Genomic DNA, 21,949 nt, shown 5'->3' on the forward strand with positions numbered 1-21,949 from the left:
GCGGTGTATCAGACGGCATAGATGTCGACTGACACACCGCTTTCGCGAGCAAGCCCGCTCCCACAAGGGATCTGCGTGGATTCAATCGGTCATTTCCCGCCATGTCGTAAACGCACCTTTGTGTGGCGTCCGTAGGCATCTGGGCTGTCTGCGCCGGCCATACCATCGCATCAAAGGGCACCGTCGCAAGCCGCGTGCCTGACCAAGACAAAATGGCGCACTGCCGCCGCTGGGAGAGACGCGATGTTCAGCAAGCAAGACCAGATCCAGGGTTATGACGATGCACTGCTGGCGGCGATGAATGCCGAGGAGCAGCGTCAGGAAGATCACATCGAGCTGATCGCGTCGGAAAACTACACCAGCAAACGCGTGATGGAAGCGCAAGGCAGCGGCCTGACCAACAAATACGCCGAAGGCTATCCGGGCAAGCGCTACTACGGCGGCTGCGAGCATGTGGATAAAGTCGAAGCGCTGGCCATCGAACGCGCCAAGCAGCTGTTCGGCGCCGATTACGCCAACGTCCAGCCGCACTCCGGCTCCTCGGCCAACAGCGCGGTGTACCTGGCGCTGATCCAGCCGGGCGACACCATTCTGGGCATGAGCCTGGCCCACGGCGGTCACCTGACCCACGGCGCCAAAGTGTCGTCCTCGGGCAAGCTGTACAACGCGGTGCAGTACGGGATCAACACCGATACCGGGCTGATCGATTACGACGAAGTCGAGCGTCTGGCCGTCGAGTGCAAGCCGAAGATGATCGTTGCCGGCTTCTCCGCTTATTCGAAGACCCTGGACTTCCCGCGCTTCCGGCAGATCGCCGACAAGGTCGGCGCGCTGCTGTTCGTCGACATGGCCCACGTCGCCGGTCTGGTCGCTGCTGGCCTGTACCCGAATCCGCTGCCGTACGCCGACGTGGTCACCACCACCACGCACAAAACCCTGCGCGGTCCGCGTGGCGGGCTGATCCTGGCCAAGTCGAACGAAGAGATCGAGAAGAAGCTCAACGCCGCGGTATTCCCCGGGGCCCAGGGCGGCCCGCTGATGCACGTCATCGCCGGTAAAGCGGTGTGCTTCAAGGAAGCGCTGGAGCCTGGCTTCAAGGCTTATCAGCAGCAAGTGATCGACAACGCCAAGGCGATGGCCAGCGTGTTTATCAAACGTGGCTACGATGTAGTGTCCGGCGGTACCGACAACCACCTGTTCCTGGTCAGCCTGATCCGTCAGGGCCTGACCGGCAAGGATGCTGACGCCGCCCTTGGCCGTGCGCACATCACCGTCAACAAGAACGCCGTGCCGAACGACCCGCAATCGCCGTTCGTGACCTCGGGCCTGCGCATCGGCACCCCGGCCGTCACCACCCGCGGCTTCAAGGTCGCCCAGTGCGAAGTGCTGGCCGGCTGGATCTGCGACATCCTCGACAACCTCGGTGACGCCGACGTTGAAGCGAATGTGGCCAAGAACGTCGCGGCACTGTGCGCTGACTACCCGGTTTATCGCTGAGCGGTTTGGAGTAAATGACTATGCAACGCTATTCGGGCTTCGGCCTCTTCAAACACTCCCTCAGCCACCACGAGAACTGGCAGCGCATGTGGCGCACGCCGACGCCGAAGAAAGTCTACGACGTGGTCATCGTTGGCGGCGGCGGGCACGGTCTGGCGACCGCCTACTATCTGGCCAAAGAGCACGGCATCACCAACGTGGCCGTGGTCGAGAAGGGCTGGCTGGGCGGCGGCAACACTGCGCGCAACACCACCATCGTGCGTTCCAACTACCTGTGGGACGAGTCGGCGCACCTGTACGAACACGCGATGAAACTGTGGGAAGGCTTGTCGCAGGACCTGAACTACAACGTGATGTTCTCCCAGCGTGGCGTCTACAACCTGTGCCACACCCTGCAGGACATCCGTGATTCCGAGCGTCGGGTCAGCGCCAACCGCCTCAACGGCGTTGATGGCGAACTGCTCAACGCCAAGCAAGTGGCCGACGAGATTCCGTACCTCGACTGCTCGAAAAACACCCGCTACCCGGTAATGGGCGCGACTGTTCAGCGTCGCGGCGGCGTCGCCCGTCACGATGCCGTGGCCTGGGGCTTTGCCCGCGCGGCCGATGCCCTCGGCGTGGACTTGATCCAGCAGACCGAAGTCATCGGTTTCCGCAAGGAAAACGGTGTGTGCATCGGCGTTGAAACCAACAAGGGTTTCATCGGCGCCAAGCGCGTCGGCGTGGTCACCGCCGGTAACTCCGGGCACATGGCCAAGCTCGCCGGTTTCCGTCTGCCGATCGAATCCCACCCGCTGCAAGCGCTGGTGTCCGAGCCGATCAAGCCGATTATCGACAGCGTGATCATGTCCAACGCCGTGCACGGTTACATCAGCCAGTCGGACAAGGGCGACCTGGTGATCGGCGCCGGTATCGACGGCTACAACGGCTACGGCCAACGCGGTTCGTACCCGGTGATCGAGCACACCATCCAGGCCATCGTCGAGATGTTCCCGGTGCTGTCGCGGGTGCGCATGAACCGCCAGTGGGGCGGCATCGTCGACACCACCCCGGACGCTTGCCCGATCATTTCGAAAACCCCGGTGCCGAACATGTTCTTCAACTGCGGTTGGGGCACCGGTGGCTTCAAGGCGACTCCCGGCTCGGGCAACGTGTTTGCCGCCAGCCTCGCCAAGGGTGAAATGCACCCGTTGGCTGCACCGTTTTCCATCGACCGTTTCCACAACGGCGCCCTCATCGACGAACACGGCGCTGCTGCCGTCGCCCACTAACAGGAGAAATCTCCATGTTGCATATCTTCTGTCCTCACTGCGGCGAACTGCGCTCCGAAGAGGAATTCCATGCATCCGGTCAGGCGCACATCCCGCGTCCGCTGGATCCGAACGCCTGCACTGATGAAGAGTGGGGCGACTACATGTTCTTCCGCGATAACCCGCGCGGTCTGCACCACGAGCTGTGGGATCACGTCGCCGGTTGCCGCCAGTACTTCAACGTCACTCGCGACACCGTGACCTACGAGATTCTCGAAACCTACAAGATCGGCACCAAGCCGCAATTCACCGACAAGGCTGATACGGCGAAAACAGCCACGACGGCGCTGGGAGAGAAGGTATGAGCCAGACCAATCGCCTGTCCAACGGTGGACGGATCGACCGCAACAAAGTGCTGAGCTTTACCTTCAACGGTCAGAGCTACAAAGGCTTCGAGGGCGACTCGCTGGCCTCGGCACTGATCGCCAACGGCGTCGACATCATCGGTCGCAGCTTCAAGTATTCGCGTCCTCGCGGGATCTTCGCCGCCGGTGCCGAAGAGCCGAACGCCGTGCTGCAGATCGGTGCCACCGAAGCCACGCAAATTCCCAACGTGCGCGCCACGCAACAGGCGCTGTACCAAGGCCTGGTCGCGACCAGCACCAACGGCTGGCCGAGCGTCAACAACGACATGATGGGGATTCTCGGCAAGGTCGGCGGCAAGCTGATGCCGCCGGGTTTCTACTACAAAACCTTCATGTACCCGCAATCGTTCTGGATGACGTACGAGAAGTACATTCGCAAGGCTGCCGGTTTGGGCCGTTCGCCGACCGAAGTCGATCCGGACACCTACGACTACATGAACCAGCACTGCGACGTGCTGATCGTCGGCGCCGGCCCTGCCGGTCTCGCCGCTGCCCTGGCGGCTGCGCGCAGTGGTGCGCGGGTGATCCTCGCTGATGAGCAGGAAGAGTTCGGCGGCAGCCTGCTCGATTCCCGCGAAAGCCTCGACGGCAAACCGGCGATCGAGTGGGTGGCCAGCGTCATCGCTGAACTCAAGGACACCCCGGACGTGCTACTGTTGCCGCGCGCCACGGTCAACGGTTACCACGACCACAACTTCCTGACCATTCACGAACGCCTCACCGATCACCTCGGTGACCGTGCGCCAATCGGTCAGGTGCGTCAGCGCATCCACCGCGTCCGCGCCAAGCGTGTGGTGCTGGCGACCGGCGCGCACGAGCGTCCGCTGGTCTACGGCAACAACGACGTGCCGGGCAACATGCTTGCCGGTGCGGTCTCGACTTACGTGCGCCGTTACGGCGTGGCACCGGGCAAGAAGCTGGTGCTGAGCACCAACAACGATCACGCCTACCGCGTGGCGCTGGACTGGCTCGACGCCAGCCTGCAAGTGGTGGCCATCGCCGATGCGCGGAGCAATCCGCGGGGGGCGCTGGTGGAAGAAGCCCGCGCCAAAGGCATTCGTATCCTCACTGGCAGCGCCGTGATCGAGGCCCGTGGCAGCAAGCGCGTGACCGCTGCCCGCGTCGCTGCGATCGACGTCAAGGCGCACAGCGTGACCAGCCCGGGCGAATGGCTCGACTGCGACGTGATCGCCAGTTCCGGCGGTTACAGCCCGGTGGTTCACCTGGCTTCGCACCTCGGTGGCAAGCCGATCTGGCGTGAAGACATCCTCGGTTTCGTACCGGGCGAAGCACCGCAGAAGCGTGTGTGCGTCGGTGGCATCAACGGCGTTTACGGCCTCGGCGATTCGCTGGCCGATGGTTTCGAAGGGGGCGCTCGCGCTGCCAGTGAAGCCGGTTTCGGTGTGGTCGAAGGCACACTGCCAAAAGCGCTGAGCCGCCTCGAAGAAGCGACTTTGGCGCTGTTCCAGGTGCCGCACGAGAAGGGCACCGCGCGGGCACCGAAGCAATTCGTCGACCTGCAGAACGACGTCACCGCCGCCGCCATCGAACTGGCGACCCGCGAAGGTTTCGAGTCGGTCGAGCACGTCAAACGCTACACCGCGCTGGGCTTCGGCACCGATCAGGGCAAGCTCGGCAACGTCAACGGTCTGGCCATCGCCGCGCGCTCGCTGAACGTGACCATCCCGCAGATGGGCACCACGATGTTCCGCCCCAACTACACGCCGGTGACCTTCGGCGCCGTGGCCGGTCGTCACTGTGGGCACATCTTCGAACCGGTACGCTACACCGCGCTGCATGCCTGGCATGTGAAGAACGGCGCCGAGTTTGAAGACGTCGGCCAGTGGAAACGTCCGTGGTACTTCCCGAAAAACGGTGAAGACATGCACGCCGCGGTGAAGCGCGAATGCAAAGCCGTGCGCGACAGCGTCGGCCTGCTCGACGCCTCGACCCTCGGCAAGATCGACATTCAAGGCCCGGATGCCCGCGAGTTCCTCAACCGCGTTTACACCAACGCCTGGACCAAGCTCGACGTGGGCAAGGCCCGTTACGGCTTGATGTGCAAAGAGGACGGCATGGTTTTCGACGACGGGGTGACGGCGTGTCTGGCCGACAACCATTTCGTCATGACCACCACCACGGGCGGCGCCGCGCGCGTCCTGCAATGGCTGGAGCTGTACCACCAGACCGAATGGCCGGAGATGAAGGTGTACTTCACTTCCGTCACCGACCATTGGGCGACCATGACCCTGTCCGGGCCGAACAGCCGCAAGCTGCTCAGCGCCGTGACCGACATCGATCTGAGCAACGAAGCCTTCCCGTTCATGACCTGGAAAGAAGGTCTGGTCGGCGGCGTGCCGGCGCGGGTGTTCCGCATCTCGTTCACCGGTGAGCTGTCGTACGAAGTCAACGTGCAGGCCGACTATGCGATGGGTGTGCTGGAGAAAATCGTCGAGGCCGGCAAGCAGTACAACCTGACGCCGTACGGCACTGAAACCATGCACGTTCTGCGCGCCGAGAAAGGTTTCATCATCGTCGGCCAGGACACCGACGGCTCGATGACTCCGGACGACCTGAACATGGGCTGGTGCGTCGGTCGTACCAAACCGTTCTCGTGGATCGGCCAGCGCGGCATGAACCGTGAAGACTGTGTGAAGGATCAGCGTAAGCAACTGGTGGGCCTGAAGCCGATCGATCCGAATGTCTGGCTGCCGGAGGGTGCGCAACTGGTGTTCAACACCAAGCAGGCGATCCCGATGACCATGGTCGGCCACGTGACCTCCAGCTACGCGCACAACTCCCTCGGTTATTCGTTTGCCATGGGCGTGGTCAAGGGCGGTCTCAAGCGCATGGGCGAGCGGGTGTTTGCGCCGCTGGCCGATGGCAGCGTGATCGAGGCGGAGATTGTGTCTTCGGTGTTCTTCGATCCGAAGGGGGATCGGCAGAACATCTGATTGCTCGGGGGACGGTGGGGTGTCAGTGGGTGCGAGTCGTCTGATCGATTCGCGAGCAAGCCCGCTCCCACAGGTTCCGGGTCGTTAATGGAATTTGTGTCAGGCATCAGTCCCCTGTGGGAGCGGGCTTGCTCGCGAAGGCGGCAGTACAGCCACCACAAGGACCGGACCAACAGAATTGAGATAGGTGCTTTATGACCACAGCCAACGTGTACCAACAACGCCCGACCACCGGGGCCCGTGCCGAGTCGTCGCTGCACCATGCCGACCTCGCCAGCCTGGTCGGCAAGGGGCGCAAGAACGCCGGCGTCATCGTGCGTGAAAAGAAACTCCTCGGTCACCTGACCATTCGTGGCGATGGCCACGATGCAGCTTTCGCCGCCGGCGTGCACAAGGCCCTCGGCATTGAATTGCCCGGCGCCCTGAGCGTGATCGTCAAAGGCGAAACCAGCCTGCAGTGGATGGGCCCGGACGAGTGGCTGCTGATCGTGCCAAGCGGTGAAGAGTTCGCCGCCGAGCAGAAACTGCGCGAGGCGCTGGGCGATCTGCACATCGCGATCGTCAACGTCAGCGGCGGCCAGCAAGTGCTCGAACTGAGCGGGCCGAACGTGCGTCAGGTGCTGATGAAATCCACCAGCTACGACGTGCACCCGAACAATTTTCCGGTCGGCAAAGCGGTGGGCACGGTGTTCGCCAAATCGCAGCTGATGATTCGCCACACCGCCGAAGACACCTGGGAACTGCTGATCCGTCGCAGCTTCTCGGATTACTGGTGGTTGTGGTTGCAGGATGCGTCGGCCGAGTACGGGCTGAGCGTTCAGGCCTGAAAGATCAAGAGCCACCCCCTCACCCCAGCCCTCTCCCCCAAGGGGGAGAGGGGGAAAGGGAGCAGATTTGTGTGGTTTTCGAGCCCGAGTTCGACCCGATACTTCAGGTCGGCGTAGCTCGAAAGAACACCTCGGTCAGTCCCCTCTACCTCCGGGAGAGGGCTAGGGTGAGGGGCAAAAATCCCCCAGACACCGCGCACAAAAGAACAGGAGTCACCGCACCATGAGCCGCGCCCCAGACACATGGATTCTGACCGCCGACTGCCCCAGCGTCCTCGGCACGGTGGACGCGGTGACGCGTTTTCTGTTCGAGCAGGGTTGCTACGTCACCGAGCACCATTCGTTCGATGACCGGCTCTCGGGCCGTTTCTTCATTCGCGTGGAATTCCGTCAGCCTGACGGTTTCGACGAACAATCCTTCCGCGCGGGTCTCGCCGAGCGTGGGCAAGCCTTTGGCATGATCTTCGAACTGACCGCGCCGAACTACCGGCCAAAAGTGGTGATCATGGTTTCCAAGGCCGATCACTGCCTCAACGACTTGCTCTACCGCCAGCGCATCGGCCAGTTGTCGATGGACGTCGCGGCGGTGGTGTCCAACCATCCGGATCTCAAGCCTTTGGCCGACTGGCACCAGATTCCCTACTACCATTTCCCCCTCGATCCCAACGACAAGCCGGCGCAGGAGCGTCAGGTGTGGCAGGTGATCGAAGCGTCCGGCGCCGAACTGGTGATCCTCGCCCGCTACATGCAGGTGCTGTCGCCGGAGCTGTGCCGCAAACTCGATGGCAAGGCGATCAACATCCATCACTCGCTGCTGCCGGGGTTCAAGGGTGCCAAGCCGTATCACCAGGCTTACAACAAGGGCGTGAAACTGGTCGGCGCGACGGCGCATTACATCAACAACGACCTCGATGAAGGGCCGATCATTGCCCAAGGCGTCGAGGCGGTGGATCACAGTCATTACCCCGAGGATCTGATTGCCAAGGGGCGCGATATCGAGGGCCTGACCCTGGCCCGGGCCGTGGGTTATCACATCGAAAGAAGGGTGTTTTTGAACGCCAACAGAACTGTCGTTCTTTAGATAGCTTTCGCGAGCAGGCTCGCTCCCACAGGGATTTGTGTTGAAACACAGCTCTCTGTCACACCAAAGATCAACTGTGGGAGCGGGCTTGCTCGCGAAGGGGCCATAACTGACAACGCAAGACCAACAAGCAATAACCCGAGCACTTAACGCGCTGCCTGCCTGGGCAACGCGGTTCCATAAAAACAACAGCGAGGTGAAAGCATGTCTGGCAATCGTGGTGTGGTGTATCTCGGCGCTGGCAAGGTCGAAGTGCAGAAAATCGACTATCCGAAAATGCAGGACCCGCGCGGCAGGAAGATCGAGCACGGGGTGATCCTGCGTGTGGTGTCCACCAACATTTGTGGCTCCGACCAGCACATGGTGCGCGGCCGCACTACGGCGCAGACCGGTCTGGTGCTGGGCCATGAAATCACCGGCGAAGTGATCGAAAAAGGTTCCGACGTCGAGAACCTGAAAATCGGCGACCTGGTCTCCGTACCGTTCAACGTAGCTTGCGGGCGCTGCCGTTCCTGCAAGGAGCAACACACCGGTGTCTGCCTGACCGTTAACCCGGCCCGTGCCGGCGGTGCCTACGGTTATGTCGACATGGGCGACTGGACCGGCGGCCAGGCCGAATACGTGCTGGTGCCGTACGCCGACTTTAACCTGCTGAAACTGCCGGATCGCGACAAGGCCATGGAGAAAATCCGCGACCTGACCTGCCTCTCCGACATTCTGCCGACCGGCTATCACGGTGCGGTGACGGCGGGCGTTGGCCCGGGCAGCACCGTTTATATCGCGGGCGCCGGCCCGGTCGGTCTGGCCGCGGCTGCCTCGGCGCGTCTGCTGGGCGCGGCGGTGGTGATCATCGGCGACGTCAACACCATCCGCCTGGCGCACGCCAAGGCTCAGGGTTTTGAAGTGGTCGACCTGTCCAAGGACACGCCGCTGCACGAGCAGATCGCCGAGCTGCTGGGCGAACCGGAAGTCGATTGCGCGGTGGACTGCGTGGGCTTCGAAGCCCGTGGTCATGGCCATGACGGGGTGAAATCCGAGGCGCCGGCCACCGTGCTCAACTCGCTGATGGGCGTGGTGCGTGTCGCCGGCAAGATCGGTATCCCGGGCCTCTACGTCACCGAGGATCCGGGTGCCGTGGACGCCGCCGCGAAAATGGGCAGCCTGAGCATCCGCTTCGGTCTGGGCTGGGCAAAATCCCACAGCTTCCACACCGGCCAGACCCCGGTGATGAAGTACAACCGCCAACTGATGCAGGCGATCATGTGGGACCGCATCAACATCGCCGAAGTGGTGGGCGTGCAGGTGATCAGCCTCGATCAGGCGCCGGAAGGTTACGGCGAGTTCGATGCCGGTGTGCCGAAGAAGTTTGTGATCGATCCGCATCGGTTGTTCAGTGCGGCGTAAGCGTCAGGCAGTGCAGAACGGCGACCTCAAGGTCGCCGTTTTTTATTGGGATAAGCATTAAACCTGTGGCGAGGGAGCTTGCTCCCGCTCGGCGGAGCCGTCGTAAAATCCACACATGCGGCGTCTCAGGAAAATTACCCACACAAGATTTGGGCCGCTTCGCAGCCCAGCGGGAGCAAGCTCCCTCGCCACAGAGGTTTGTGGTGCCAGATTCAGAGAGCCGCTAACGCGCCTTGGTAAAGCACCGGCCCGGTCGGCTGCCCGGTCGGCGAGCCACCCTTCGGCTCCAGACTCACCGCCAGCGCAATCGGCTGGCCGATCAAGACTTTCTGCGCCGCGCTCAACTCAACCTTGCCTTTGCCGCCCAAAGGAATCACCCCAAGCGAAATCGGCTTGCCATCCGCTGGAATCGCCCACAATTCCAGGCTGCGATCAGGCCCGACTGCCGCCAATGTCAGCGGCTCGACTTGCAGATAATCGGCATGCGCCTCGACCTTCAGTGCCGGCTGCGCGTCGGCGGTCAGCAGGGTGGCGCGGTAGCGGGCGTCGTCGCGGTTGTACAGCGAGCCGAGGAAAACCAGGATCACGATCGAACACAGCGCGGCGGTGACCCGTAGCCAGTTCCAGAACGGACGTTTTTCCGGGACGTGCAGCACTTGCGGTTCGATCCGCGCGGTGATGCCTTGCCACACCCGATCCGGCACCGGTTGCTCCGGCAGCGTTTCGGTAAGGCTGGCAAGGCTCTCCTGCCACTGCGCCAACTCGCTTCGCAGTGCTGCGTCATCCAGCAGCAATTGTTCAAAGCGCCTGCGCGCTGCCGCAGACATCAGGCCAATGGCGTAATCGGCAGCGAGGGCGCGGCGCAGGGCGGGGGTCTGGTAGTTCATGATTCAAGGCACCTGCGCAGACGCTCCATGCCACGACGAATCCACGACTTCACCGAGCCCAGCGGTGCGGCCAGCTGTTCGGCCAGTTCCGAGCAGGAAAGGCCCTGGAAGTAGGCGACGCTGATCGACTGGCGCTGCATGCCGTCGAGGGTGTCCAGGCAGCGATGCAGCGCGCTGGCTTCGCGGCTGCTGTTCAACAGGTCGTGGGCTGAAGGGCCATCGTCCGGCAGGGTGTCCTGTTCGAAGTCGGTCAGCGGCCGCTCGCGCTGTTTGCGTAATTGGTCGATGGCCTGATTGCGAGTGATGTTGATCATCCAGGTCAGCGGCGCCGACAAGTGGGCTTCGTAGCGCGAGGCGTTGTTCCAGATGCGTACGAAGCTTTCCTGCAGCACGTCCTCGGCCAGATCCGCCCGGCCCATGATGCGCAGGGCCACGCCGTGCAGACGCGGGCCAACGCTGCGATAGAGCGTTTCGAACGCAGTACGGTCACCCAGTGAGCACTGGGCCAGCAGCTGGCGCAACTGATCGGGGTCGGCGATGGAAATGACGGCTCTCCAGGCAATGAGCGGGCGACGAGGGCGGTGCTCGGGCTGTTCACAGGCTAGTTCAGGGACAGCGCTTGTGCCATTCATCTTGGGTTATCCACGGTTTCACGTTTTATATACGTGGCTATCCTGAAAATGGATGCGCCGGCGAGGAACATGCCGGCTGATACCCGGTCAAATCGGCAGTTTTGCCGCCCATTGAGGGGCGGTCACCACAGCGCAAGAGGATGTCTGAATGAAGATTTCACGCGGTATTGCCTTGGCTTCACTGATGACCCTTGCAGCGACCCCGGTGTTCGCCGGCTTCAGTCTGGACGACGTGACCAAAGCGGCTTCGAGCATGCAGGGTGGCAACGCTGCCACCGCCGCCGCGCCGACCTCGGAAACGGCTGGTTTGCTGCAAGCGGTCACCGATCTCGGCGTTACGCCGCAGCAAGCCGTCGGTGGCACCAGCGCCATGCTTGGCCTGGCCAAGAACCAATTGAGCAGCACCGATTATTCGCAGTTGGCCAAAGAAGTGCCGGGCATCGACAAGCTGTCGGGCGGTAGCGGCAACCTGGCGGCGTTGAGCGGGTTGCTCGGCTCGTCGGGCAAGTCAGCCGGGCTGGAAAACGCGCTGGGTAACGTCAAGAACACCAGCGACCTGAACAATGCCTTCGGCGCGTTGGGCATGGACAGCGGCATGGTCGGTCAGTTTGCCCCGGTGCTGCTCAAGTACCTGGGTGATCAAGGCGTCGGCGGCCCGCTGCTGCAGAGCCTGGGCAGCATCTGGGGCGCCGGCACCGGTAGCTGATTCAGGCGCGCTCGTAGCGCTCGCCGCGCAGTTGGCTGATGCGTTGATCCTTCTCGGTCCAGAGCTGGTTGACCCAGTTCTGGACCTGCTGGCGAAACAGCGGATCATTCTCGTAATCGCCCTGCGACAGCGCCGGGTCGAGTTCTCGGGTCTGGATGTCGACGATCACCCGCGGCACGCTGCCGCTGATCAGATCCCAGAACCCCGGAATCTTCTGCTGTGGATAGACCACGGTCACGTCGAGCAGCGCGTCCAGCTGTTCGCCCATCGCCGCCAGAACAAATGCCACGCCACCCGCCTTGGGTTTGAGCAGGTGCTTGAACGGTGACTGCTGCTGCGCGCTTTTCGCCGCGGTGTAGCGAGTACCTTCCAGATAATTCACCACCGTTACCGGCTGGCGCTTGAACAGCTCGCAGGCCTGTCGGGTGATTTCCAGATCCTTGCCCGCCAGCTCCGGGTGCCTGGCGAGGAACGCCTTGCTGTAGCGCTTCATGAACGGGTAATCCAGCGCCCACCACGCCAGACCCAGGAACGGCACCCAGATCAGTTCTTTCTTGAGGAAGAACTTGAAGAACGGCGTGCGCCGGTTGAGGGTCTGGATCAGCGCTGGAATGTCGACCCACGACTGGTGGTTGCTGACCACCAGATACGAGGTGTCACCACGCAGGTTTTCACCGCCGCGAATGTCCCATTGAGTGGGGATGCACAGGCGAAAGATCAGCTTGTCGATTTCCGCCCACGTCTCGGCAATCCACATCACCGCCCACGAGGCGTAATCGCGCCAGCGCCCCGGTGCAATCAGTTTGAGCAGGGCAAAGACCAGCAACGGCCCGATCAGAATCAGGGTGTTGAGCAACAGCAGCAGGGTGACGAAACAGCCGGTGAGCAGGCGGCGCATAAGCAACTCTATGAAGGCGGATGGGCGCGCCATGATAAGTGGCTTCGTGCGACAGGCCAAATCGATGGTGACGAATGTTTCACTTTTGGGCCGGTATGCTTTGCTCAAGATTCATTTTGAATGGGCTGGCCTCTTCGCGAGCAGGCTCGCTCCCACAGGAGATTTATGCGGTGCGCAAGATTGCATGCACACAGAAGATCCAATGTGGGAGCGGGCTTGCTCGCGAAGGCGGATTCAGGGCGAACGAATTGCCCAATGGCTGTCTAAAATCTCGCGTCTGACGCCCTCATTTTCCAAGGAAGCCCTCTACGTGAAATCCCTCCTTGCACTGTTTGCCCTCGTCGCCCTGCCGGTCATGGCCGCCGAGCCGACCCTGTACGGGCGTTACGAATACATCGCGCTGCCGGAAATCGGTGGTGAGGTGCTCAAGGCCAAGATGGACACCGGCGCACTGACCGCTTCGCTGTCGGCCAAGGACATCGAGACCTTCACCCGCGATGGCGAAGACTGGGTGCGTTTTCGCCTCGCTACCAAGGATGCCGATAACAAGGTCTACGAGCACAAGGTCGCGCGGATCAGCAAGATCAAGAGTCGCTCCGACGAGGACGATGAAGATCGCGACGTCACCGAAGTCGCCAAGCGTCCGGTGGTCGATCTGGAACTGTGCCTGGGCAACGTCAAGCGCACCGTTGAGGTCAACCTGACCGACCGCAGTCACTTCAACTATCCCCTGCTGATCGGCGCCAAGGCCCTGCGCGAGTTCGGCGCGGCAGTGAACCCGGCACGACGTTTCACCGCCGACAAGCCGGACTGTTAAGTGGTCTCATTGACGTAAGGTCAGGCTTGGGGCACCGTTCGCGCACTTAACCCATGGGCTCGGACGCCATGCCTCATATCCTGATTGTCGAAGACGAAGCGGCGATTGCCGACACGCTGATTTTTGCCCTGCAGGGCGAGGGGTTTGCCACCACGTGGCTGAGCCTCGGCGCGGCGGCGCTGGAGCATCAACGGCAGACCCCGGCTGACTTGATTATTCTCGATATCGGCTTGCCGGACATCAGCGGTTTCGAAACCTGCAAACAGCTGCGGCGCTTCAGTGAAGTGCCGGTGCTGTTCCTCAGCGCCCGGGACGCCGAGATCGACCGGGTGGTGGGGCTGGAAATCGGCGCCGACGATTACGTGGTCAAGCCGTTCAGCCCGCGCGAGGTCGCCGCGCGGGTCCGGGCGATTCTCAAGCGCATGGCGCCGCGTCCCGTGGTTGAAGCCTCCTCGGCGCTGTTTCGCATCGATCCCGAGCGCGTGCAGATCGTCTACCGGGGCCAGCCGCTGAATCTGACCCGCCACGAATTCCGCCTGTTGCAATGCCTGCTTGAACAACCGCAGCGGGTGTTCAGCCGCGAGCAATTGCTCGACGCGCTGGGGGTTGCCGCCGACGCCGGCTACGAGCGCAGCATCGACAGCCACATCAAGAGCGTGCGCGCCAAACTGCGTCTGGTGCGGGCCGACGCCGAGCCGATCCAGACCCATCGCGGCCTCGGTTACAGCTACAGCCCGGGGCACAGCTGATGTCGCTGGGGCTGCGGATTTTTCTGGTGTATGTGCTGTTTGTCGGCCTGACCGGTTATTTCGTGCTCAACACGGTGATGGAAGAAATCCGCCCCGGCGTGCGCCAGTCCACCGAAGAAACCCTGGTCGACACCGCCAACCTGATGGCGGAAATTCTCCGTGATGATTTCAAGGCCGGCACGCTCAGCGAGAACCGCTGGCCCGAATTGCTGCGGGCCTACGGTGAGCGCCAGCCACAGGCGACGATCTGGGGCCTGGCGAAAAACCAGGTCAACCATCGCATCTACGTCACCGACGCCAAAGGCATTGTGGTGCTGGATTCCAGCGGGGTGGCGGTCGGGCAGGATTACTCGCGCTGGAACGACGTCTACCTGACCCTGCGCGGCGAATACGGCGCGCGCTCAACCCGCAGCGATCCGAACGACCCGGCGTCCTCGGTGATGCACGTCGGCGCGCCGATCCGCGACAACGGGCGGATCATCGGTGTGGTCACGGTGGCCAAACCCAACAGCTCATTGCAGCCTTATGTCGATCGCACCGAACGGCGCTTGCTGTTTTACGGTGCCGGGCTGATCGGCCTCGGCCTGCTGTTCGGCGCTTTGCTGTCGTGGTGGCTGAGCCGCGCGCTGCACCGTTTGACCGGCTACGCCAAAGCAGTGAGCGAAGGGCGTCGGGTTGAAGTGCCGCATTATCGTGGCGGCGAGCTGGAACAACTGGCCACGGCGCTGGAGCAGATGCGCACCCAGCTCGAGGGCAAGGCTTACGTCGAACGCTACGTGCACACCCTGACCCATGAATTGAAAAGTCCGCTGGCGGCGATTCGTGGTGCGGCGGAATTGCTGCAGGGTGACATGCCAGCGATTCAGCGCCTGCGTTTTGTCGGCAATATCGACAGCGAAAGCGCGCGGATGCAGCAGTTGATCGAGCGCCTGTTGAACCTCGCGCAAGTCGAGCAGCGGCAGGGGCTTGAGGAGCGGGTGGCGGTGCCGCTGGCAGGACTGGTCGACGAGTTGTTGCAGGCGCAGGCAGCGCGGATCGAAGGCCGGCGGCTCAAGGTCGAGCAGACGATTGCGTCGGATCTGTTGCTGATCGGCGAGCCGTTTCTGCTGCGTCAGGCATTGGGCAATCTGCTGGAGAATGCGCTGGATTTCACCCCGGTCGGCGGGTTGCTGCGTTTCAGTGCCGAGCGTGTTGGAGAGCAGGTCGAGTTGCGCTTGTTCAACGAAGCGGCGGCGATTCCCGAGTACGCCTTGCCGCGTCTGAGTGAGCGGTTTTACTCATTGCCGCGTCCGGACAGTGGGCGCAAGAGCACCGGTTTGGGGCTGAACTTCGTTGAAGAGGTGATGAAGTTGCATGGTGGGTCGATGCAGATCCGCAATGTCGAGAGCGGTGTGGAAGTGACATTGCGTTTGTCCTGATACCGAGTCGCTGCCTTCGCGAGCAAGCCCGCTCCCACAGGTTTTTGTGTTGTACACAGATATTGCTTACACCTGAGTCACTGTGGGAGCGGGCTTGCTCGCGAAGGGGCCGGTGCAGTCTCCACACAATCTCCATATTCCCCCCACATTCCCCTCATACATCAACACCAGACTCTGCCCATCCAAACAGGGAGAGTCCCATGAACAAGAATCTGACCATCAAGCTCGGGGCGATTGCCCTGCTGATCCTGCTGTTGCTGATACCGCTGCTGATGATCGACGGCATCATCGATGACCGCCAGCAACGGCGCGATGGCGTGCTTGAAGACATTGCCCGCAGCTCCAGTAACAGCCAGCAATTGAGCGGGCCGGTGATGGTGGTGCCGTATCGCAAAGTGATTCACAACTGGAAGCTCAACGACAAAACCAACCAGCGCTACGACGAGCCAAGTGAAGAACGCGGTCGTCTGTATTTTTTGCCGGAGCGCTTCGAGCTCGACGGCCAGGTGCAGACCGAACTGCGCAATCGCGGTATCTACGAAGCGCGACTGTTCCACGCCGACAACCGCATCGATGGGCATTTCTCGTTGCCGGCGCAGTTGGGGATTCAGGAAGATTTTGCCGACTACCAGTTCGATGCGCCGTTTCTGTCGGTGGGCATCAGCGATATTCGCGGCATCGAAAACGCGCTGAAACTGGAACTCGACGGCCAACGCCTGGACTTCGTACCCGGCACCCAGGTCGGCTGGCTCGGCGAAGGTGTACGGGTCACACTGCCGGTGCTGGACACTCGCAACGCCACCGAGCTGACCTTCGGTTTCGACTTGCGTCTGCAAGGTACCGGTTCGCTGCAGGTGTTGCCGGTGGGCAAAAGCAGCCACGTCAGCCTTGCCGCCAACTGGCCGCATCCAAGCTTTGTCGGCAACTTCCTGCCGGGCAAACGCGAGATCAGCGATCAGGGTTTCAGCGCCGATTGGCAGACCACGTTCTTCTCCACCAACCTGCAAGAAGCCATGAGCCGTTGCGTGATGGGCAATGACTGCGAGGCTTTCAACGGACGCAGCTTTGGTGTGAGCTTCATCGATCCGGTGGACCAATATCTGAAGAGTGATCGGGCGATCAAATATGCGCTGTTGTTCATCGTCCTGACGTTCGCCGGTTTCTTCCTGTTCGAAGTGCTCAAGAGTCTGGCGGTGCACCCGGTGCAATACGCATTGGTCGGGGTGGCGCTGGCGTTCTTTTACCTGTTGCTGTTGTCGTTGTCGGAGCACATCGGCTTTGCCCTGGCGTATCTGCTGTCGGCCAGTGGCTGTGTGTTGTTGATCGGGTTTTATGTTTGCCACGTGCTGCACAGCGTGCGTCATGGCCTGAGTTTTTCCGCAGGGTTGGCGGCGTTGTATGGCCTGCTGTATGGCTTGCTGAGCGCTGAAGATTATGCGCTGCTGATGGGCTCGCTGCTGTTGTTCGGCCTGCTCGGGGTGTTCATGGTGCTGACGCGCAAACTCGACTGGTACGGGATCGGGCAGAAACCGGCCAAGCCGCTGGAGTTTGATGTGGGGGGGATGCAATGAGTGGATTGCGAGAGGAGCAGCGCTGGAAGGAAGCATTGGTGACGCGGATTGTCGGGTTTCTGCCAGTGAGACCGAGCTGGTGCATTCGCGAGCAGGCTCGCTCCCACAGGAGTACGCATTCCAATGTGGGAGTGAGCCTGCTCGCGAAGGGGCCGGATCAGACGCCGCAGCCTTAGGGCTTGGGCATGGTGGCGACCATGGACGGTCGCTGGCTCACGTCGAAATACCAGTTGGCCAGTTGCGGATTGGCGCTGCGCCAGTCCAGATCCGGATGACGCAGATCGATGTAACCCAGTGCACAAGCGACGCTGATCGCCGCCACGTCGAAATGGCTGGTCAGCTCGGCAATGGCGTCACTTTCCAGATAGGCCAGGGCGCGACGAATCTTGTCGCGCTGGGCGTCGAGCCATTCATCCCAGTGCTTTTCCGGGGCGCGCAGCACCAGTTCGTAACGCACCATCACTGAGGCGTCCATGATCCCGTCGGCCATCGACGCCAGGGTCAGACGCCGCCAGCGGGCCGCACCTTCGCGGGGGATAAGCGGATTGCCGACGTGCTGCTGGTCGAGGTATTCGAGGATCACGCGGCTGTCATGAATCACGCTGCCGTCGGCCAGACGCAGGGCCGGAATCTTGCCCAGCGGGTTGTCGGCGTTGAGCGCCGGATCCGGGCTGACCGGGCTGAGGACGCAGTCTTGCAGAGCGACGCGATCCTGCTGGCCGGTCTCGTGCAGCAGCACCATCACTTTGCGCACGAACGGGGAAAGCGTGTTGTGGTACAGGGTCATGCTGGGGGCGGACATTGGCAAACCTCGGTGGTCATCGAAGAGCAGGAGGTTAGCCTAGTCAGATACAGAGCGGCTGGCGAGGGATTTGCGGGTGCTCATGAGGCCGCCTTCGCGAGCAAGCCCGCTCCCACACTGGATCTGTTTCGTTCACAAATCCCCTGTGGGAGCGGGCTTGCTCGCGAAGAGGCCCTGTCAGGCAGCACAAAAATCACCCACGCGGCAGCAAGCCTCTTACGGCCAGAAACGCCGGCACACCCAGCCCGACCCAGCTCAACGCATCCCAGATTCCATCCCCCAACAACGCCGCGAACAGCCCCGCCGCACTCAGCAGCGCAATCACCAGCGGGGTGCTGAACACTTTCCAGAAACTCGACTGACGCGGCTTCATGCAGCAGCCTCCGCCGTCACCGGTTTCGCCGCTTTACGCCGCACCACCCAGAGGTACACGCCGCTGCCGAGGACGATGATGGTCAGCACGTCGAGGGTCGCCCAGAGGATTTTCATCGGCATGCCGCCGTAGTCGCCGAAGTGCAGCGGCTGTGACATGCCCATGGCGTCCATGTACCACGGGCGTTCACCGACGGCGGTGACTTGCAGGGTGCTGGCATCGATCAGTACCGGCGTCAGCAGGTGCGAGGTCAGGTGCGTGCCGCCCTTCATGAAGACTGAATAATGATGCTCGCTGGAAAACCGCGTGCCGGGGAAGGCGATGAAATCCGGGTTCATCCCCGGTGCCACGTCGCGGGCGATGTCCAGCAAGCGGGTGGCCGGGGCCAGTCGGGTCAGCGGCGGGGCATCGCGGTAGGGCGCGACCATGGCGGTCAGCGTGTCATTGCGCCACGCGGCGATGATCAGATCGGCGCAGGCACTGATCACTCCGGTGACGCCGACCACCAAGGCCCAGGTCAGGGTGACGATGCCGATCAGGTTGTGCAGATCGAGCCAGCGCAGGCGGGTGGACTTGTCCTGACGCACGGTGCCGAACTGCAAACGGCGCATGAATGGCAGATACAGCACCGTCCCGGAAATGATCGCGACCACAAACAGCAGGCCCATGAATGCCAGCAGCAACTTGCCCGGCAACCCGGCGAACATGTCGACGTGCAGGCGCAGGATGAACAGCATCAGGCCGCCATTGGCCGACGGGGTTTCCAGCGCTTCACCGGTACGCGCATCAAGCATGAAGGTGTGCGACGAGTTTGGTTCGGTGCCGGCGGTCTTCGCCATGATCGTCAGCACGGCGTTCGGTTCGTCGTCTTCGAAACCGAAGTACTGCACCACTTCGCCGGGGCGATGTTTTTCTGCGGCGTCGACCAGTTGCGCCAGATTCAGGCGCGGCGTGTCGGCGGGCATCTCGCGCATTTGCGGCGCATCGCCGAGCAAATGCTCGATCTCGTGATGGAAAATCAGCGGCAGGCCGGTCAATGCCAACAGCAGCAGAAACACGGTGCAGATCAGGCTGGTCCAGGTGTGGATGAACGACCAGCGGCGGATGGTTTTACTTTTCATTTCGTGACCTTCAAAAACACCAAAGCCGTCCCCGCAGGGACGGCCTGATGACAGGACCGGTTGGCACTCAGTCGCTTACCACTTGTAGGTGGCGCTGGCGACGACGCTGCGCTGGTCGCCGTAGTAGCAGTAGAAGCCGTCGCAGGTGGAGATGTAGTCCTTGTCGAACAGGTTGGTGGCGTTGACGGCCAGCGACGCACCTTTGAGGCTGTTGTCCAGACGCCCGAGGTCGTAATGCACGGAGGCATCGAACACGGTGTAGGCATTGGCCTTGCCCAGCCAGGTGTTGCCCTGATCGCCATAGGTGTTGCCGGTGTAACGCACGCCACCGCCGATACCGAAGCCGTCGAGCACGCCGCTGTGCCAGGTGTAATCAGTCCACAGCGAGGCTTGCTGGTTCGGCATCAGTTGCAGGCGGTTGCCTTTGTAGTCGCCTTTCTGCACTTCGGACTTGGCCAGGGTGTAGGCGGCAATCACTTTCAGGTTATCGGTGACGTCCGAGGTCGCCTCCAGTTCCAGGCCTTTGACTTTCACTTCGCCGGTCTGGCTGGTGATCGGGGTGTTGCCGACGGTGGTGGTGACCGCGACGTTTTTCTGCGTCAGGTCATACACGGCGGCGGTCAGCAGGGTCTTGCTGCCCGGTGGCTGGTACTTGATGCCCATTTCCCATTGCTTGCCTTCGGTCGGTTTCAGCGAACCGCTGGAGGAGGCGTCGGCGCCGGTGGTTGGCTGGAAGGATTCGGCGTAGGAAATGTACGGGACGAAGCCCGAGTCGAACACATAGCTGAGCGCTGCGTTGCCGCTGAAGTTCTTGTCGCGCTGGGTGTTGGTCGCGTCGGCCTTGTTGAAGAACGTGGTGCCGGTGTGGACCCAGTCTTCACGACCGCCCAGCGTCAGGCGCCATTGGTCGAGGGCCATCTGGTCCTGCACGTAGAGGCCGGTCTGGTAGGTCTTCTGGTCGTAGTCGTAATACGCCGTCGAGCGATCCGGACGAACGATCGGCTGGCCGTATATCGGGTTCAGCACGTTGGTTTTCAGGCCGTCACCGTAGATCGACAGGTAGTTGGTGTTGCTGCGCTGGTGATCCAGCCCCAACAGCACGGTGTGGCGAATGTCACCGGTGGCGAAGTCGGCCTGGAAGTTGTTGTCCACCGCGAACTGGCTGATGTCTTCGTCAACGCTGGTGCTGGTGCGCCCGACGTTACCTTGATCGTCCACCATGGTGTACGGGTAAGAACCGACGGTCAGAGCCTGGAACGACAGGTCCGACTTGGTGTAACGCAGGTTCTGCTTGAACTGCCAGACATCGTTCAGCCGGTGTTCGAAGGCATAACCGAGCGCGTAGTAAGTGCGGTCGTAGTATTCCCAATCCGGATCGCCGAGATTTTTGTGGTGCGAGACGCTACCGAACGGCATGTCGATCTTGGTGCCCTGCACCGGCAGGAACTGGCTGGTGATGCCGGTATCGTCGCGAGTGAACTGGCTCAGCAGGGTGAATTTGGTGTCGTCGTCGATGTTCCAGGTCAGGCTCGGCGCGATGTTGTAGCGCTTGTTGTCGATGTGGTCGATCTGGGTGCCGCTGTCACGCACCACGCCGCTGATGCCGTAGAGGAACTGGCCGGCGTCGTCGATCTTGCCGGTGCTGGCGAAGTTGATCTGACGGTGGTTGTCGCTGCCGTACTGCAACTGGATTTCGCTGCTGGCGTCGCTGCTCGGGCGTCGGCTGACCATGTCCAGCAGGCCGCCCGGCGGGGTCTGGCCGTAGACGGAAGAGGCCGGGCCACGCAGCAGGGCGAGACGGTCGAGGTTCCAGGTTTCCTGTTTCGGGTTGGCGTACACGCCTTTTGGCAGGGGCAGGCCGTCGAGGAACTGGGTCGGCTCGAAACCGCGCACGCGCAGCCAGTCGGCGCGGGTGTCGCTGCCGTAGCTGCTGGCAGTGATGCCCGGCATGTAGCGCACGGCGTCATCGAGGCTGTGTACGCTGCGGTCATCCATTTGCTGACGGGTGGCGACCGAGATCGAGCGCGGTGCTTCGACCAGCGCGGTGTCGGTCTTGGTGCCGGCGGCGGTCCGGGTGGCGGTGTAGCCTTCGACCGGGCCCCAGGCGGTTTCCAGGTTTTGCACGCCGATGACTGCGGTTTCCGGCAGCGCCAGTGTCCCTTCCGGCACCGCCACCAGGGTGTAAGTGCCGGTGCTGCTTTGTTCCAGTTGCAGACCGGTGCCACGCAGGGCAGCGCGTAGCGCACCGGCGGCATCGTATTGGCCGCTGACCGGCGCGGAGGTCTTGCCCGCCGCCAGCGACGGATTCAGTGACAGCGCGAGGCCGCCCTGGCTGGCGATCTGGTTCAGGGTGGTCGACAGCGGCGCCGCCGGCAGGTTGTAGGCGCGGACGCTGGAGGCCTGTTCGGCGGCGAGCAACGGGCTGCTGATCAGCGGCGCGCTGAGGGCGATGGCGACGGCCAGCAGACTGGGGCGCAGCAAGGTGTCTAGCGAACGGGACATGCGAAGGCTCCTGAATGGAAATATTTCTCAATTGC

General features: G+C 62.2%; 19 protein-coding genes. 12 read left to right on the top strand and 7 right to left on the bottom strand.

The annotated features are described in order from the left end of the window. Window positions 1-243: 243 nt before the first annotated feature. The 7 genes from glyA to fdhA all read left to right on the top strand — a co-directional run bounded on the left by glyA (window position 244) and on the right by fdhA (window position 9,438). A complete protein-coding gene (gene glyA / locus M0814_RS12615; protein ID WP_003228965.1) occupies window positions 244-1,497 on the top strand; it encodes a serine hydroxymethyltransferase in 1,254 nt (417 codons plus the stop codon). A gap of 20 nt (window positions 1,498-1,517) precedes the next feature. Further along, window positions 1,518-2,768 carry a sarcosine oxidase subunit beta gene (locus tag M0814_RS12620; protein WP_003206307.1) on the top strand — a complete coding sequence of 417 codons (1,251 nt, stop codon included), beginning with the start codon at window positions 1,518-1,520 and terminating at the stop codon, window positions 2,766-2,768. 14 nt (window positions 2,769-2,782) lie between these two features. Then, complete coding sequence (locus tag M0814_RS12625) at window positions 2,783-3,112, top strand: sarcosine oxidase subunit delta (protein ID WP_003228964.1); 330 nt, start codon at window positions 2,783-2,785, stop codon at window positions 3,110-3,112. Then, window positions 3,109-6,126: a sarcosine oxidase subunit alpha gene (locus tag M0814_RS12630; RefSeq protein ID WP_103484821.1), complete on the top strand. Its 3,018-nt coding sequence runs from the start codon at window positions 3,109-3,111 to the stop codon at window positions 6,124-6,126. Before M0814_RS12625 ends, M0814_RS12630 begins: the two co-directional genes overlap by 4 nt. 194 nt (window positions 6,127-6,320) lie before the next feature. Further along, window positions 6,321-6,953, top strand: coding sequence for a sarcosine oxidase subunit gamma family protein (soxG, locus tag M0814_RS12635; protein ID WP_034155013.1), 633 nt, complete (start codon window positions 6,321-6,323; stop codon window positions 6,951-6,953). 223 nt (window positions 6,954-7,176) lie between these two features. Continuing rightward, window positions 7,177-8,034, top strand: a complete 858-nt coding sequence (gene purU, locus M0814_RS12640; protein ID WP_103484820.1) for a formyltetrahydrofolate deformylase — start codon at window positions 7,177-7,179, stop codon at window positions 8,032-8,034. A 204-nt stretch (window positions 8,035-8,238) separates the two neighbouring features. Continuing rightward, window positions 8,239-9,438, top strand: a complete 1,200-nt coding sequence (gene fdhA / locus M0814_RS12645; RefSeq protein WP_103484819.1) for a formaldehyde dehydrogenase, glutathione-independent — start codon at window positions 8,239-8,241, stop codon at window positions 9,436-9,438. Between the two features lie 212 nt (window positions 9,439-9,650). Here the strand turns inward: fdhA and M0814_RS12650 are convergent, their stop codons facing one another. Both M0814_RS12650 and M0814_RS12655 read right to left on the bottom strand, forming a co-directional pair. Beyond that, the gene (locus M0814_RS12650) at window positions 9,651-10,325 is read right to left on the bottom strand and encodes an anti-sigma factor (protein WP_103486429.1); all 675 of its coding nucleotides are present in this window, start codon (window positions 10,323-10,325) and stop codon (window positions 9,651-9,653) included. Beyond that, a complete protein-coding gene (locus M0814_RS12655; protein WP_103486430.1) occupies window positions 10,322-10,957 on the bottom strand; it encodes a sigma-70 family RNA polymerase sigma factor in 636 nt (211 codons plus the stop codon). The genes M0814_RS12650 and M0814_RS12655 overlap by 4 nt, the downstream gene beginning before the upstream one ends. Window positions 10,958-11,105: 148 nt before the next feature. On the opposite strand from M0814_RS12655, the gene M0814_RS12660 reads away from it, so the two are divergent. Beyond that, complete coding sequence (locus M0814_RS12660) at window positions 11,106-11,663, top strand: DUF2780 domain-containing protein (RefSeq protein WP_103486431.1); 558 nt, start codon at window positions 11,106-11,108, stop codon at window positions 11,661-11,663. A 1-nt stretch (window position 11,664) separates the two neighbouring features. Here the strand turns inward: M0814_RS12660 and M0814_RS12665 are convergent, their stop codons facing one another. Next, window positions 11,665-12,561, bottom strand: coding sequence for an acyltransferase (locus M0814_RS12665; protein WP_103486432.1), 897 nt, complete (start codon window positions 12,559-12,561; stop codon window positions 11,665-11,667). A 310-nt stretch (window positions 12,562-12,871) separates the two neighbouring features. On the opposite strand from M0814_RS12665, the gene M0814_RS12670 reads away from it, so the two are divergent. The 4 genes from M0814_RS12670 (at window position 12,872) to creD (ending at window position 17,116) form a co-directional block, all read left to right on the top strand. Continuing rightward, on the top strand, window positions 12,872-13,378 hold the full coding sequence (locus tag M0814_RS12670) for an ATP-dependent zinc protease (RefSeq protein WP_103486433.1): 507 nt from the start codon (window positions 12,872-12,874) through the stop codon (window positions 13,376-13,378). Window positions 13,379-13,446: 68 nt separating this feature from the next. Next, window positions 13,447-14,127, top strand: coding sequence for a two-component system response regulator CreB (creB, locus tag M0814_RS12675; protein WP_103486457.1), 681 nt, complete (start codon window positions 13,447-13,449; stop codon window positions 14,125-14,127). Continuing rightward, window positions 14,127-15,545, top strand: coding sequence for a two-component system sensor histidine kinase CreC (gene creC / locus M0814_RS12680; RefSeq protein WP_103486434.1), 1,419 nt, complete (start codon window positions 14,127-14,129; stop codon window positions 15,543-15,545). The genes creB and creC overlap by 1 nt, the downstream gene beginning before the upstream one ends. Before the next feature lie 200 nt (window positions 15,546-15,745). Next, window positions 15,746-17,116, top strand: a complete 1,371-nt coding sequence (gene creD / locus M0814_RS12685; protein WP_103486435.1) for a cell envelope integrity protein CreD — start codon at window positions 15,746-15,748, stop codon at window positions 17,114-17,116. Between the two features lie 172 nt (window positions 17,117-17,288). Here the strand turns inward: creD and M0814_RS12690 are convergent, their stop codons facing one another. The 4 genes from M0814_RS12690 to M0814_RS12705 all read right to left on the bottom strand — a co-directional run bounded on the left by M0814_RS12690 (window position 17,289) and on the right by M0814_RS12705 (window position 21,914). Then, complete coding sequence (locus M0814_RS12690; protein WP_103486436.1) at window positions 17,289-17,918, bottom strand: glutathione S-transferase; 630 nt, start codon at window positions 17,916-17,918, stop codon at window positions 17,289-17,291. A 193-nt stretch (window positions 17,919-18,111) separates the two neighbouring features. Further along, window positions 18,112-18,291: a hypothetical protein gene (locus M0814_RS12695; protein WP_003228937.1), complete on the bottom strand. Its 180-nt coding sequence runs from the start codon at window positions 18,289-18,291 to the stop codon at window positions 18,112-18,114. Next, entirely contained in the window at window positions 18,288-19,412 is a 1,125-nt protein-coding gene (locus M0814_RS12700) for a PepSY domain-containing protein (RefSeq protein ID WP_103486437.1), read from the bottom strand. Before M0814_RS12700 ends, M0814_RS12695 begins: the two co-directional genes overlap by 4 nt. Window positions 19,413-19,487: 75 nt before the next feature. After that, the gene (locus tag M0814_RS12705; protein ID WP_103486438.1) at window positions 19,488-21,914 is read right to left on the bottom strand and encodes a TonB-dependent siderophore receptor; all 2,427 of its coding nucleotides are present in this window, start codon (window positions 21,912-21,914) and stop codon (window positions 19,488-19,490) included. Window positions 21,915-21,949 lie beyond the last annotated feature (35 nt).

This window comes from Pseudomonas sp. MWU12-2020 (assembly GCF_023100605.1).
GTDB classification, from domain to species: Bacteria; Pseudomonadota; Gammaproteobacteria; order Pseudomonadales; family Pseudomonadaceae; genus Aquipseudomonas; species Aquipseudomonas fluorescens_H.